The sequence below is a fragment of the Armatimonadota bacterium genome (genome assembly GCA_031432545.1).
GTDB classification, from domain to species: domain Bacteria; phylum Sysuimicrobiota; class Sysuimicrobiia; order Sysuimicrobiales; family Sysuimicrobiaceae; genus Caldifonticola; species Caldifonticola tengchongensis.
On the sequence record JAVKGX010000004.1, the window covers coordinates 110,533 to 124,236 of the forward strand.

Here is a 13,704-nt window from a genome sequence, read left to right on the forward strand (position 1 = left end):
ATGCGAAGCCGTGCACCTGCGGCCGAACCGCGTCCAACGCGCCAAGACATGCGAGAGCGAGGTGAAGCATGGCCGACACAGTGCTCCTGGAGGAGATGACCTGGCCCGAGATCCAGCAGGCCGTGGCGCGGGGTGTCCGGACCGTGGTGATCATGACCGCCTCAACCGAGCAGCACGGTCCACACCTGCCGCTGGCAACCGACGCGCTGATCGGGCAGGCGGTGGGCGAGCGTGTCGCGCGAAGGCTGGGGGCTCTGCTGGCACCGGTGATCCGACCCGGCTGCTCCGACCACCATCTGGCCTTCCCGGGCAGCCTCTCCGTCCCCACCGGTGTGTTCTCGGACCTGGTCGCCTCCTACGTGCGATCCCTCGTCCCCCACGGGTTCCGGACGTTCGTCTTGCTCTCCTCGCACGGCGGCAACTTCCGACCTCTGCAGGAAGCGGCGGACCGTCTCCGCCGGGAGTTCGGTCCCGACGGTGCCCGGATCCTCGCGGTGGCCGGCGACGTGGGGTTGCACGACATGATGCGCGTCATGGTCGACGCCGCGGCTTCCCTAGGTGCCCCGCAGGACGTGGACGCGATCCACGCCGATGCCTGCGAAACCTCGGTCATGATGGCGCTGCGGCCCGACCTCGTCCGCACGGACCGCATCGAACCGGGCTTCACCGGCCGCATCGACGTGGACACCCTGTTTCGGGATGGCCTGCGGGCGGTCACGCCCAATGGGATCCTCGGCGACCCGCGCGCCGCCTCTCCACAGCTCGGGCTGGGTGTGCTCGACCGTCTCGTAGACCACCTCGTGCAAGCCGTGGAGGCCCAGCAGGAGTCGCGAGGACTGGACCTCCGACGGGGAACCCAGGGCAGACGCGTGGACTCCGACACGGGCGCCCGGGAGGAACGCGGAAGTGAGGAACTTTAGGTCGGATCCAGCGCCCCCAGCCCGGAGGTCCGACGACCTCTCCGCCGCGCATCACCACCCGTCCACGAACGAAGGTCGCAACTGGCAGCCCCTGGAACCGCATACCGTCGTAGATCAAGGTAGTTCCTCGAGCCTTCGTCTGAAGCTTGGAAGAATCGTGCACGGATTGCGCGGAAAGATCCACGAGCACCAAGTTGGCATCCGCGCCAGGCCGCAAACTTCCCTTCTGCGGCCACAGTCCGAACAGCCGCGCGGGGTTCTCTCTCGTCAGCTGCACGAGCTTGGTCAATGTCAACCGGCCGCACGACACCCGTCGCCGGTGGGTAGTCGTGCACCACGATGGGAACATCGACTGCGCGGGCGACCTGTTCGTAGTAGCCGAACAAAACTTCGTCGTTCTGAGCCGGCGGTGGGCCCACGAGCAATGCAAGCGCCCCTAGTTCGCGCGCCCGCACACAGCTTCGCACAGCCGGGATGGTCCCCGCTGCTCCGGCACCGACGATCAGAGCGCGATCGGACGGCAAAGCCCCTCACCAAGGGTTTCCTGCAACTTCGATGCCGACCGCAAGGCCCGGTAACCCCCGTAGATCATGAGATCCGAGGCGTTCTGCATGATCTGGGCGACCTTCCGGTTGCTTTCCTGGACTGGCGGAACCGGTATGCAATCCGCGGAGCCATCGGTATAGTGGGGTTTGACCGGCGCCCGTAGCTCAGGGGAAAGAGCGGCTGCCTTCTAAGCAGCGGGTCGGGGGTTCGAATCCCTCCGGGCGCGCCACGACTGCTGTCTTTTTTCCGTGCCGGCGAGGGCCTGGTTCGGGTCCGATCGGCGACCCCCCGCAGTGTTTGCCCCACGGAGGCAGCAAACCAGCCGGCACCGCATCCCGACCGCGGCCGGCAGGACTCAGGCCCACAGGACGCGGTCGAGCCGGCGCCACCGCGCATCCAGGCGCCACAGCCCGGCCTGGCGTGCGAAGCGCAGGGCCTGTTCGAACTCCTGCGGGTACAGCCGCCGGTTGATCTGGGCGAGCTTGGGCTCGGTCTTCGCCTTCCACGCCGGATAGTACTGATCCATGACGTTCACGTACGTGTCGACGGACAGACCGGCGATCCAGTTCAAGATCTCACGCGTGTCGTCCAACAGGCCGGGCATGACGAGGTGGCGGACGATCAGCCCGCGCAGCGCCAGTCCGTCCTCGTCCACCCGCAGCGGCCCCACCTGCTCGTGCATCGCCCGGATCACCTCGCGGGCGACGTCGGGGTAGTTGGGCGCCAGCAGGTACTTGCGGGCGTGCTCCCGGTGCCACAGCTTGAAGTCCGGCATGTAGACGTCGACCACGCCGTCCATCAAGGCGATGCTGTGCAGGCTGTCGTAGGCGCTCGTGTTGTAGACGAGCGGGAGTCGCAGCCCGCCCTCGATCGCGTACGGCAAAGCTTCCAGGATCTGCGGAACGACGTGCTCGGGAGTCACAAAGTTGATGTTGTGGCACCCGATCTGCTGCAGGTGCAGCATCATCGCCGCCAGTTGCTTGGGCGAGAGGTCTTCTCCCTCGCCGATCTGGCTGGTCTCGAAGTTCTGACAGAACTGGCAGCGGAGATTGCACCACGCGAAGAAGATCGTGCCCGAACCCCGCCATCCGCGGAGCACGTCTTCCTCGCCGAAGTGGGGGAAGAAGGAAGAGACGCGCGCGTAACGGCCGGTCTTGCATACGGCGAAACGGTTGTCCAGGCGGTTGACGTGGCAGTCGCGGGGACACAGGGTGCAGTCCCCCAGCGCCTCCAGCGCGTCTTCGACCTTGTCGCGCAGCCGGCCCTCCTCGTAGGTGCGCAGATAGGCCGGGAGGAAGTCCGACCGGCGGTCGACGAATCGACCGTGTCCGTGCACCTCGACGGGGATCTCTCGGCTGGCCAACAACATGCTTCACCACCCGCCACGCCAATTCTCGCAACCTGTACCGGCCCGGGCAATCCGCCGCCCACACCGGTGGCCCCGACCCGGATCACCCAGGCCGTGCCGGCGCCTGAAATCATGAGGCAGGTCGGACCTCGTAGCGCAGCAGGGCGCCCAGGCCTCCGTACGGCCGCAGCCTCCCCTCCCCGTCGACGACCTCGATCCGGGCGCGGTTGTGGTAAGCCAGCAACGGCAGCGCCTGTGTGGGCGACAGTGCGCTCATGGCGCCCTCGCAGACCGGGCAGGACTCTGCGCGCTCACCGGTGGCGTAGCCGCACTCGTCGCACTGCCAGATCTCGCCCCCCAGGTCCCGATCCGCGACGACTGTCGCCACCTGGCGCCGGTTCAACGCCGCCAGCGTCCCGGCCACCCCGACCACCGCCGTCCCCGGTTCCCCCTCCAGGAGCGACCGGACCACTTCGGCCTCCCGGCGGGCTTCGGCCTCTCGCGCCACGGCCAGCACGCGCTGGCGGATTCGCGGCCACTCCTCCTGCGGCGGGATCGGGACGACCGCGACGACCCGGCCGCGCACCGTCTCCGGAAGCAGGTCGCGCGTCGCGTTGGCCGCCTCCTCCGGGCCCCCGATGACGAGGCGGTCGACGCCCTCCTCTTCGACCACAGCGGCAGTGGCCTGCGCGACCCCCGCCCAAAAGCGCCGCAGGTGCGCGTCCACCCTCGCGTCGAAGGTGTCCCGCTGCGCCCCGCGGCTGGCGCCCGTTCCCAGCCCCTTCGTGAACGAGGGCGGCCGCCCCGACTTGAAGCGCCAGTCGTGCGTGTCCAGATCCAGCACCTCTTCCTCGACGACCTCGGCATCCCCCAGGTAGGCGACCAGCAGCCGCGCCTGGTCGCGATGGACCGTCAGGATCACGTGGCGCGGGTACTCCTGGCTTGCCCACAGCAGCGGCCACACGTCCGGCCGGCCGACGCGCACCACGTTCGCGACGGGCACCGGCAGCACGTACTCCTTCCACAGGTCCGCGGCGGCGTACAGCGCGATCCCACGACCCAGCGACCGTCCGTCACGGATGTGTGCCTCGACCCGCTGGGCGAGCTGGCTGAACTCGCGGCGCTTCTCCCTGGGCAGCCGGTCGAGAACGGCCCCCAACGCTTGGCGCAACCAGATCCGGTACGCAGGCTCCGCGCGCTGGTTTTCGGGCTTCGTCGGATCGGTGTCGAGGCAGACCGTGAGCACGTCCCGCCGATCCTGCTCGATGAGTCGGTCGATCTCCCTGCGGTGCAGCATCGGAACCTCCACAAGTGGTGGATCGAACACGATTCATGGATCGCAGCGCACTGTCGTCACCCCGGACCCGGCATCACGAGCACCGCCGCCCCGCGCAGCCTTCCGGCCCGCAAGGCCTCCAGCGCGTCGTTCGCCGCGTCGAGCGGAAACGCTTGCACTCGGCTGCGGACGGGGATGCGCCCGGCCAGCGCCAGGAAGGCCTCACCGTCGGCACGCGTCAGGTTGGCGACCGATCGCACGACGCGTTCTCCCCACAGCAGCGCGTAGGGCATTGGCGGGATGCCGCTCATGTGGATCCCCGCGCACACCACGACGCCACCGCGCTCCACTGCCCGCAGGGCGACCGGAACGAGGGCGCCGACCGGCGCGAAGAGGATCGCCGCGTCCAGTTCGGTGGGGGGCGCTTCGTCCGAGCTGCCAGCCCACTCCGCGCCCAGTTCGAGTGCGGCCTGCTGCCCTTCTCGGTCGTTGGGACGGGTGAACGCGAAGACCCGCCGGCCTTCGTGGCGGGCGACCTGAGCGACGAAGTGGGCCGACGATCCAAACCCGTACAGGCCGATGCGTTCCGCGTCGCCGGCCGCTCGCAGTGCCCGGTACCCGATCACTCCGGCGCACAACAGCGGCGCGGCCTCCAGGTCTGTGAACCCCTCCGGAATCCGAAATGTGTAACGCTCATCGGCCGCCGCATACTCCGCGTAGCCGCCGTCGACGTGGTATCCGGTGAACCGGGCCTGCCCGCAGAGGTTTTCGCGACCGCCGGTGCAGTATCGACAGGTACCGCACGTCCAGCCCAGCCAGGGAATCCCGACACGATCCCCGACTCGAAACCGCTGCGCTCCGGATCCGACCTCCACCACCGTGCCAACGACCTGGTGTCCGGGAACCAGCGGGAGCTTTGGATCGGGCAGCTCGCCGTCGACGACGTGCAGATCGGTGCGGCACACCCCGCAGGCGGTCACCCGCACCACCACGTCCTGCGGCCCCGGCTTCGGGCGTGGTATGTCGGCGGCCCGCAGCGGTCGGCGCGGCTCATCCAGGACCATCGCGCGCATCGCGCCGGGTTCTGGCCTCCTTCCCTACCCTCCGCCTTTCGACGTCGCCGGTCCCGCCTCCGCCCTGGCTCTGCGGGGACCCGTGGCAGGCTCCGGCGCCGCCGGGAGACGGCTCCCGACGCCATCGGAAGCGTGCGCAGGGACGGTGGCGAAACGGGGGAATCAGGCCGACCTGTACACCCAGAGCATCGACGTCGCGACCGCGCAGACCAGCAAAACGGCGGCAGCGGCGGCGGCGACGGAAGAGACCTCGGTCGGCTTGCGCTCCCACCCGATCACCCGGCCCAACGTGCGGTAGACGCGCCGGAGTTCCGACGCGGAGGAGGCGTGGTAGTAGGTGCCGTCGGTGATCGCAGCGATCTCCTTGAGCGTCTCTTCGTCCAGCCGCACCCAGATCATGCGGCCCCCGAGGTTGAGGAACGTCCCCTCGGGTGTGCCGACGCCAACGGTGTAGACTTTCACCTGCTGGTCGCGGGCGATCCGTGCGGCGTCGCTGGGTAGCACGCCGCGGTTGCTCTGGCCGTCCGACATCAGCACGACGGTGGCCGGTGGCAGCCTGCCCTGGGGCGGCGGGGGCGGCTGCGACAGATCCGCGGGTCGCGTCCGCCCGGGCAGGGCCCACACTGCCTCGAGCAGCCCGTCCCCAATCGCCGTCGCGAACTCCGTCGCCAGCGACTCGATCGCGCGCATGACGCGCTCGTGGTCATCCGTCGGCGGCACCAGAAGCGTGGCGTAGGAGCTGAACGTGACCAGGCCGATGCGGGCCCCCCGGGGCATCGACCGCACGAACTCCAGCGCCGCGGCCTTCGTGGCTTCCATGCGGTTGGGGGGGACGTCCTCGGCCAGCATGCTGCGGCTCACGTCGATCGACAGCACGACGTACACGTTTGACGCCGGGACGGGCAGCGGCGCCACGGGGCGGGCGAGCGCCACGATCAGGGCCAGCAGCGACAGGCCGAAGACCGCGGCGGGAAGGTGCCTTCTCCACGTCCGCGACTGCGATGCGGCAGCCGCCACGAACGCGATGTCGGTGTGGGACACCGTGCGGGGGTTGCGCCGGCGCAGCAGAGTGACGTACAGCGCTCCTAGCAACGGGACGAGCAACACGCCCCACAGCATCGCAGGCCACTTGAACGTCAGCATGCCGGGGCTCTCACGGCACTCTCCGAAACCACGCCAACGACAGCGCCCCACCGGCCAGCATGAGAACCCCGCCCGCCGCCGCGACGAGTGAGGTCACCTCCGTCCTCTGCCGCTGCCACGCGAACGCCCTTCCGAGTTCGCGGGCGACCGCGCGCAGGTCGTCCGACGAGGGAGGGTAGAAGTAGCGCCCGCCGGTGATCTGTGCGATCTGCTGTAGCCCGGTCGGATCGAACGGAATGAACACCATCTGGTTGTCGACTGACTGAACGCTGCCACTGGGTGTTCCGACCCCGACGGTGTAGACCTTCACGCGAAACTCGTGCGCGACCTGCGCCGCCTGCAGGGGGTCGACGCCGATGTTTGTCACACCGTCGGTGATGACCACGACCGCGCCGGGCGGAAGCGCTTCGGGCGCCGACGGAGGCACCACAGTCGGCGGCTGGCCGCGTTGCTGCTGCAACAGCGCCTCTCCGGCCTGCTCGCGCCCCGGCATCGCCCGCACCGCGGCCAGGATCGCCGAGCCGACCGCCGTCGCCTGAGCCGGCTGCAGCCGGTCGATCGCGTCCAACACGTCCGGGTGCTCCGTCGTTGGGTGCACGAGCACCTGGGGGTAGTCGCTGAACGCCACCAGACCGACGCGCACCGACCGTGGCATCGCCCGAACGAGGTCCCGGGCCGTGGTCTTCGCAACCTCCAGACGGCTGGGCGTCAGGTCGTTGGCCACCATGCTCTTGCTCGTGTCGATCGCGAGCATCAACACCGACTGGTTCGTGGGAACGGGGATGGCCGCCACCGGCCTGGCGGAGGCGAGTATCAGCAAGACGATCGCGGAAAGGTAGCAGGCGAACGGGAGGTGTGGCAAGCGCAGGCGCGGGCCCTGCCGCAGGTAGGGCAGCAGGTGAGCGTCGGCGAACGCGGTCGCCGCCTGCGCCTGCCACCGGCGCAACGCACCGTAGCCGACGAGCAGCAGCGGGACGACCGCCAGCCCGACCAGCATCACCGGCCAGGTGAACTCCACCGTCTCCTCCTGCGGTACGCGACGAAGCGGACCAACGGTTCGACGATCGACTCGTGGGTGGACAACGTCAGGACGTCCACACCGGCCTGTCGGAACGCCAGCCGCAACCTATCGTCGCGCGTCGTCACGAGCTCGCGATAGGCGGCCCGCACGCGCGCGTCGGACGTGTCCACGCGCACCTGCTCGCCGGTCTCCGGGTCCTGCAGGGTCATGACCCCCACATCGGGCAGCTCGCGCTCGGCGGGATCCGTGACGCGCACCGCGACGACGTCGTGTCGCTGCGCCACCTGCCGCAGCGGCGACTCCCAGCCCTCGGCGGACAAAAAGTCAGAGACCAAGAACACCAGCGACCTCCGGCGCAGCATGCGCGCGACGTTCACGAGCGCGCGACCCAGATCCGTCCGCTCGCCCGGCGGGGAGGCGGCCAGCTGGTCTGTGGCGTGCAGGATCCGCAGCGCCTGTCGGCGTCCGGTGCGCGGGGGGATCATCAGGGGTTGGGGGAAGAACAGCGCGCCGACCTTGTCGCCGTGGCGCGTCACGATGTACGCTGCGGTCCCGCAGAACTCGGCGGCCACGGCCCGCTTGAGCACGCGCCGCGTCCCGAACGCCATCGACGGCGACAGATCCACCACCAGCCAGGCGGTGAGCTCCTTCTCCTCGCGGTACTGCCGGACATGCAGCCGCGCCGTCCGAGCGGTCACGTTCCAGTCGATGCGGCGCACCTCGTCACCGGGCACGTACTCGCGCACCTCGGCCAGGTCCAGGCTGGGACCGTAGAACACCCCCGTGTAGTCCCCGAACAGGAATCCGTCGAGACGGCGGACGACCCTAAACTCGAGGCGCCTCAAGATCTGCTCGGGTGTCTCCATGCGGGTCTCCGATGTGGACTCGAGGGAGCGGCACCCGCTCCAGAATCCTCTCGATGATCCGGTCCGGCGTCACTTCCTCGGCGAGCGCCTCGTAGGACAGGACCAGCCTGTGCCGCAGCACCTCGTAGGCCAGATCCCGGACGTCCTCCGGCAGCGCGTACTCTCGGCCGCGCAGGACCGCCAGCGCCTTGGCGCCCAGCACGAGGTTGAGGGGCGCGCGCGGGCTCGCTCCGAAGGAGACGTAGCGCCTCATCTCTGCCAGCCCGACGCTGCCCAAATCGCGCGTCGCGGTTGCCAGGGCGACCGCGTACTCCATCACGCGCGGGGCGACGTACACAGTGTCGGCCACCTTCTGCAGATCCAGAAGGTCGCGCGCCTCGATGACCCGTTCGGCCCGGGGCAGCGTCTCGGCGCTCATCCGCTCGACCACCTCGATCTCCTCGTGCACCGACGGGTATCCGATGACCACCTTGAACATGAACCGGTCCAGCTGGGCTTCCGGCAGCGGATACGTCCCCTCACTCTCGATCGGGTTCTGCGTCGCCAGGACCAAGAACGGCTCCGGCAGCGGGAACGTGTTCTTGCCGATCGTCACCTGCCGCTCCTGCATCGCCTCCAGCAGCGCCGACTGCACTTTGGCCGGCGCACGGTTGATCTCGTCGGCGAGCACCAGGTTGGCGAAGATCGGTCCCAGTTCGGTCTCAAACGTGGCCTTCTGCTGGTTGTACAGCCTTGTGCCGATCAGGTCGGCGGGCACGAGGTCCGGCGTGAACTGGATCCGTTTGAACTCCCCGCCGACGGTGTGTGCGGTGGTCTTGATCGCCATCGTCTTGGCCAGCCCGGGAACGCCTTCGATCAGCACGTGGCCGCGGGCGAGCAGGGCGACGAGGATCCGTTCGAGCATCAGATCCTGGCCGACGATCACCTTCTTGATCTCGAACAGGACCCGACGAAGAGTCGCGGCGGCCTGCGCGTACACCTCGGTGGGATGCGGCATTCGGTTTCCTCCCGTCGCGGGGCTACGCCATCTACGATCCCAGAACGCCGAGGGGGATTCCCGGCTCGCCACGATGCTAAACCGAGGCCCGGGAAGGGGTCAAACCGCGGGCTTCACATGCGTGTGACAATCGATCTGCGGGCGGCCTTCATCCCTTGAGCGCCCCCCCGGTGAGGCCGGCGATGAAGCGGTCGATGAAGGAACTGTACACGATCGCGATCGGCAGGCTGGTGATCAGGCACGCGGCCATCAGCGACCCCCAATAGAAGACGTCGCCGCGCACCAGGGCCACCGGAACGCCCAGGCTCACTGTCATCTTCTGGACCTGGCTGATGAAGGTCAGAGCGTAGATGAACTCTTGCATGACCAACGTGAACGCGAAGATCACCACGGTCAGCAGCCCTGGGACGGCCAGCGGCAGCACAACCTTCCGGATCACGCTCAGCCGGCTGTAGCCGTCGATCATCGCCTGCTCCTCGATGTCCCGCGGCACCGACCGGAAGAACCCCATCATCAGCCACGTGCAGAACGGAATCGTGAACGTCGGATAGATCAGCACGAGCGCCCAGAGGTTGTTCTGCAGTCCCAGCACGGAGATCACCCGCGCGAACGGGATGAACAGCAGTGTCGGTGGGATCAGGTAGGTCAAGAAGATGCCGATCCCCAGCCGTTCCCCCCAGCGCCCTGTCAGCCGGGCCAGGCTGTAGCCGGCCGGTACGGCGGCCAGCAGCGTGATCAGCACCACGACCCCGCCCACGAAGGCGGTGTTCTTCACCCACGTGAGGTAGGGGGTTCCCGTAAACAGCAGCCGCACGTGGTCGAGCGTGGGAGGGTCATTGAAGATCCACGGGACGTGGCTCAGATTCGTCGCTCCCACGTACAGGTCGCGGTTCTGTTTGAACGACGTCAGCAGCATCCAGTAGAAGGGAAAGACCGCGAATACCGTGAACGCCAGGGCCCCCACGTACAGCGCCAATCGCCGCAGGACGCGCGTCAGGCGCCGCAGTGTCATACGCCCACCTCCGCGCGCCGTGCCACCCGCAGCATCACGACGGCCAGCACGAGCAGCAGCGGGAGCAAGAACAGCGCGACCGCTGCCCCCTCCCCGAGGTTCGCGCCGAGGATGCCGCGCTGGAACGCCAGCGTGGACAGCACGTGCGTCTGGTTGTACGGGCCGCCCCGGGTCAGCAGCCACACGACGCTGAAGTCCGTGGCCGTGAACACCATCCCGAACAGCACCGCGACCGTCACGACCGGCAGCAGCAGCGGGAGGTTCACTTGGAACAGGCGCCGGAAGAACCCCGCTCCGTCCACCACGGCCGCCTCGCGGACGTCCTGCGGGATCGCGGTCATCCCGGCGAGCACGATCACGGTCGCGAACGGAAACATCCGCCACACGTGGACAATGATGATCGCCGCAGTCGCAAGTGCCGGTTCTCCGAACCAGTACAGCCAGCCCGGCAGCAGGCCCGCGACCTTGAGGGTCCAGTTGATCACGCTGAACGTGGAATCGAAGATCCACACCCACGCCATCGACGCGAGGGCGACCGGTGCCGCCCAAGGCAGGAGCAGCAGCGACCGGACGACGCGCTTGCCGAAGAAGGCCGCATCCAGCACGTGGGCTGCCGTCACCGCCAGCACCATGACCAGCAGCTGCGAGACGACCACGAACCGCAACGTGTTGGCGAGGGCGCGGCGGAACAGCGGGTCTCCGAGCAGGGTCTCGAAGTTCCGGAATCCCACCCAGCGCAGGTCCAGGCTTCCGGCGGTCGCGGCCGAAAAGCTGAGGAGGATGGCGAGGGCGAACGGCACGGCGACCAGCAGGATGACATAGGCCAGCGCCGGCCCCAGCATGAGCGGGGCGAGCACCGCCTCGCGGTCGGCGATCGTCCGCCGAACCAGTCCGGGCGCCGCGGGCGCAACCGCGGCCTCCCTACGCAGCGCCATTGCGTGCGAGCCCTGTCCGCGCGTCGAATCGGCGCAGATCCCGTGAGCGCAGGGCGAACTCGTACACTTCCCCCTCGGCGATCGGCGTCGTGATCGTGACCGGCACCGCCGAGATGACCGGCTGGTCGGTCCTCCGCTCTTCCTCCAGGTAGCCGTAGATCAACCGGTCGGAGCCCAGGTGTTCCACCTCTCGGACGCGGAACCGGTACACGACCAGGTCGTCGTTGGAGCCGAAGGCGTTCCTCGGGAGGAAGTTCTCGGGCCGGAAGCCGTAGATCGTCTGCTCGTCGTGCTCGACGAGGTTCATCGGCGGCGATCCCAGAAACGTTGCGACGAACGTGTCGGCCGGGTTGTCGTAGACTTCCTGCGGCGTCCCGATCTGCCGGACGCGCCCCTGCTCCATCACCGCGATCCGGTCCCCCAGTCCCATGGCTTCCACCTGGTCGTGGGTCACGTAGATCGTGGTGGTCCCCAGTTGCCGCTGTAGCTGCTTGAGCTCGAACCGGGCGACCGCGCGCAGTTTTGCGTCGAGGTTGCTGAGCGGCTCGTCGAGCAGGAACACGCGCGGGTCTCGCACCACCGCCCGCGCCAGCGCCACGCGCTGCCGCTCCCCACCGGACAGCTGGCGCGGCCGGCGCCCGAGCAAATGGCCGATGCCGAACAGTCCGGCGGCCCACTCCACCCGCTGGCGGATCGTCGGCCGTTCTGTGCGCAGCGCTTCCAGCGGGAAGGCGATGTTCTCGAAAGCGGTCTTGTGCGGGTACAGCGCGTAGCTCTGGAACACCATGGCGATGCCGCGTGCCCGGGGCGGCACGTCCTCGTCGACGCGCTGGCCGCCGATGTAGATCTCCCCGGCCGTCGGCGTCTCGAGGCCGGCGATCATCCGCATCAGGGTCGTCTTTCCGCACCCCGAGGGTCCGAGCAGGACCAACAGCTCGCCCTCGCCCACCGAAAGATCCACGCCGTCGACGGCACGCACCTCGCCGAAGTGCTTGTGCAGAGACCGGGTTTCCACGTAGCCCATAGCAGTTTCCTCACACTGCGCCGGGGGCGAGGGCCCGGCGGCCCCCGACCCCCGGCGTTCCGTTCGTGCGCCGGCCGCTAGCGGTCTCCCCCTCCTCCGCCGACGAGCCCCTGACGGCGCCACTTCGTGAAGATCTCGCGGCAGCGCCGATTCGCCTCGTCCAGCGCCTGCCGCGGCGTCAGCTGTCCGGTCGCCGCCTTGGCGAACATGTCGGTGATCACGTAGGTATCGAAGATCTCGCCGATGGCCGGGTTGGCCGGACCGGGGTGACCAACGTTGGTCGTCCACTCCTCCGCGTCCGCGATCGGCCGCAGCTTGTCGGGCGGATTCGACCCGAACGGATCGCGGATGCACGCGGCGCGGATCCAGCGGCGTCCCTCCGCGGGCTTTTCGGCAACCGGCACGCGCCGGTCCGCCACCGATCCCATGAACGACGGGAAGTTGTACAGCTTGCTCGCCAGCACGGCGCTGCGGTAGTTCTCCAGCAGGTGGAGCAGGAACTCCTTGGCGACATCGGGGCTGCGGGCGAACCGCCAGATGACCCATACGCCGGTCAGGTGGCCGCTCACCCACCGCGCCGCGGGACCGCGCAGCGCGGGAACGAAGTGGATGTCGTCGGCGACCGGCAGACGGTTGTCCTGCGCGGTGCGGTAGGCCGAGATCGAGTTCAGGATGTACGAGGTCTGCCGCGCGTTGAGGGCCTGGTTGTTCGACGCGGCGTTCCAGCTCAACACGGCAGGGTTCATGACTTCCCGGAAGAGGCGGACACCGTACTCGAGTGCGCGGATCGTCTGCTCGCTGTTGAGCACGACGTTCTCCTGGGCGTCCTGCACCGAGGCACCGAACGACCACAGGATCGCCCGCACGGCCATGTTCGAGTCGATGTCCTGGGAGTACCCGATCCCGATGGGGATCTGGATCTCCGGGAACCGCTGCTTGATCCGGTTGCCGCCCACCAGCAGATCGTTCCAGGTCGCCGGACCGTTGGGGTATCCGACCGCGGTCCAGACGCTCTTCAGATAGTCGCCGGGATCCGGCACCCAGTTGTCGGAGAACCCGAACCACTTGTTCGTGTTGCGGTTGAAGGTGCTGCGCCGGATGAACGGCATCATCGGGCCGTACAGACGCTCCGCCTCGCGGTTGATGTCGGCCAGATCGAGCACGTGCGGCTCGAACGCCGCCGGCGGCGCCAGAAAGAAGAACAGGTCGTGGCCCTGCTGCGCGGCGACCTCCGCGTTGGCCCGCGGCACGACGTCGGCGAATGAGATGTGGTCGACGGTCACCTGGATGCCCTTGCTCTCACCCCAGCGGCGGGCGAACGGATCGAACCACTCGTCGTAGGCCGGCACGAAGTGGCTCCACGTGCCGATGCGCAGCGTCCGCTGCTGCGCCATGGCGTACTTCGGCACGTAAAAGTACGGCATGCTGGCGACCGCCGTCGCGGCGGCGGCGCGCTTGAGGAAATCCCGTCGGGAGATCCGCCCTTGTTCGGCGCCGCCCCCGTCGACCGGTGCTGGTGCCTTCTTCGGTTCTGACATGCTGC

The 13,704-nt window shown here is 68.5% G+C and carries 12 protein-coding genes and 1 tRNA gene; 2 read left to right on the top strand and 11 right to left on the bottom strand.

Annotation, left to right across the window (positions count from 1 at the left end; translation table 11 throughout):
- Positions 1-68: 68 nt before the first annotated feature.
- Complete coding sequence (locus tag QN163_06145) at positions 69-920, top strand: creatininase family protein (protein ID MDR5683589.1); 852 nt, start codon at positions 69-71, stop codon at positions 918-920.
- Between the two features lie 699 nt (positions 921-1,619).
- A tRNA-Arg gene (locus QN163_06150) sits at positions 1,620-1,695 on the top strand.
- 126 nt (positions 1,696-1,821) lie between these two features.
- Here QN163_06150 and QN163_06155 read toward each other — a convergent pair.
- The 11 genes from QN163_06155 to QN163_06205 form a co-directional block, all read right to left on the bottom strand.
- Entirely contained in the window at positions 1,822-2,835 is a 1,014-nt protein-coding gene (locus tag QN163_06155) for a radical SAM protein (protein MDR5683590.1), read from the bottom strand.
- 109 nt (positions 2,836-2,944) lie between these two features.
- Positions 2,945-4,111, bottom strand: a complete 1,167-nt coding sequence (locus QN163_06160; GenBank protein MDR5683591.1) for a VLRF1 family aeRF1-type release factor — start codon at positions 4,109-4,111, stop codon at positions 2,945-2,947.
- 56 nt (positions 4,112-4,167) lie between these two features.
- Entirely contained in the window at positions 4,168-5,163 is a 996-nt protein-coding gene (locus QN163_06165) for a zinc-dependent alcohol dehydrogenase family protein (protein MDR5683592.1), read from the bottom strand.
- Between the two features lie 162 nt (positions 5,164-5,325).
- Positions 5,326-6,306, bottom strand: a complete 981-nt coding sequence (locus QN163_06170; protein ID MDR5683593.1) for a VWA domain-containing protein — start codon at positions 6,304-6,306, stop codon at positions 5,326-5,328.
- Between the two features lie 10 nt (positions 6,307-6,316).
- On the bottom strand, positions 6,317-7,324 hold the full coding sequence (locus QN163_06175; protein ID MDR5683594.1) for a VWA domain-containing protein: 1,008 nt from the start codon (positions 7,322-7,324) through the stop codon (positions 6,317-6,319).
- Positions 7,303-8,193 (bottom strand): DUF58 domain-containing protein, encoded by an 891-nt coding sequence (locus QN163_06180; protein ID MDR5683595.1) that lies wholly within the window; start codon positions 8,191-8,193, stop codon positions 7,303-7,305. The genes QN163_06175 and QN163_06180 overlap by 22 nt, the downstream gene beginning before the upstream one ends.
- On the bottom strand, positions 8,153-9,190 hold the full coding sequence (locus QN163_06185; protein ID MDR5683596.1) for an AAA family ATPase: 1,038 nt from the start codon (positions 9,188-9,190) through the stop codon (positions 8,153-8,155). Before QN163_06185 ends, QN163_06180 begins: the two co-directional genes overlap by 41 nt.
- Before the next feature lie 148 nt (positions 9,191-9,338).
- Positions 9,339-10,202, bottom strand: a complete 864-nt coding sequence (locus QN163_06190) for a carbohydrate ABC transporter permease (protein MDR5683597.1) — start codon at positions 10,200-10,202, stop codon at positions 9,339-9,341.
- A complete protein-coding gene (locus QN163_06195) occupies positions 10,199-11,137 on the bottom strand; it encodes a sugar ABC transporter permease (GenBank protein MDR5683598.1) in 939 nt (312 codons plus the stop codon). The genes QN163_06190 and QN163_06195 overlap by 4 nt, the downstream gene beginning before the upstream one ends.
- On the bottom strand, positions 11,124-12,161 hold the full coding sequence (locus tag QN163_06200) for an ABC transporter ATP-binding protein (GenBank protein MDR5683599.1): 1,038 nt from the start codon (positions 12,159-12,161) through the stop codon (positions 11,124-11,126). The genes QN163_06195 and QN163_06200 overlap by 14 nt, the downstream gene beginning before the upstream one ends.
- 77 nt (positions 12,162-12,238) lie before the next feature.
- Entirely contained in the window at positions 12,239-13,699 is a 1,461-nt protein-coding gene (locus QN163_06205) for an ABC transporter substrate-binding protein (GenBank protein ID MDR5683600.1), read from the bottom strand.
- Positions 13,700-13,704: the final 5 nt, after the last annotated feature.

Excerpts from the sequence above, each read along its gene's own strand:
- QN163_06145 (MDR5683589.1), top strand. The coding sequence starts at position 69 with ATGGCCGACACAGTGCTCCTGGAGGAGATGACCTGGCCCGAGATCCAG.
- QN163_06155 (MDR5683590.1), bottom strand. The coding sequence starts at position 2,835 with ATGTTGTTGGCCAGCCGAGAGATCCCCGTCGAGGTGCACGGACACGGT.
- QN163_06160 (MDR5683591.1), bottom strand. The coding sequence starts at position 4,111 with ATGCTGCACCGCAGGGAGATCGACCGACTCATCGAGCAGGATCGGCGG.
- QN163_06165 (MDR5683592.1), bottom strand. The coding sequence starts at position 5,163 with ATGCGCGCGATGGTCCTGGATGAGCCGCGCCGACCGCTGCGGGCCGCC.
- QN163_06170 (MDR5683593.1), bottom strand. The coding sequence starts at position 6,306 with ATGCTGACGTTCAAGTGGCCTGCGATGCTGTGGGGCGTGTTGCTCGTC.
- QN163_06180 (MDR5683595.1), bottom strand. The coding sequence starts at position 8,193 with ATGGAGACACCCGAGCAGATCTTGAGGCGCCTCGAGTTTAGGGTCGTC.
- QN163_06185 (MDR5683596.1), bottom strand. The coding sequence starts at position 9,190 with ATGCCGCATCCCACCGAGGTGTACGCGCAGGCCGCCGCGACTCTTCGT.
- QN163_06190 (MDR5683597.1), bottom strand. The coding sequence starts at position 10,202 with ATGACACTGCGGCGCCTGACGCGCGTCCTGCGGCGATTGGCGCTGTAC.
- QN163_06195 (MDR5683598.1), bottom strand. The coding sequence starts at position 11,137 with ATGGCGCTGCGTAGGGAGGCCGCGGTTGCGCCCGCGGCGCCCGGACTG.
- QN163_06200 (MDR5683599.1), bottom strand. The coding sequence starts at position 12,161 with ATGGGCTACGTGGAAACCCGGTCTCTGCACAAGCACTTCGGCGAGGTG.
- QN163_06205 (MDR5683600.1), bottom strand. The coding sequence starts at position 13,699 with ATGTCAGAACCGAAGAAGGCACCAGCACCGGTCGACGGGGGCGGCGCC.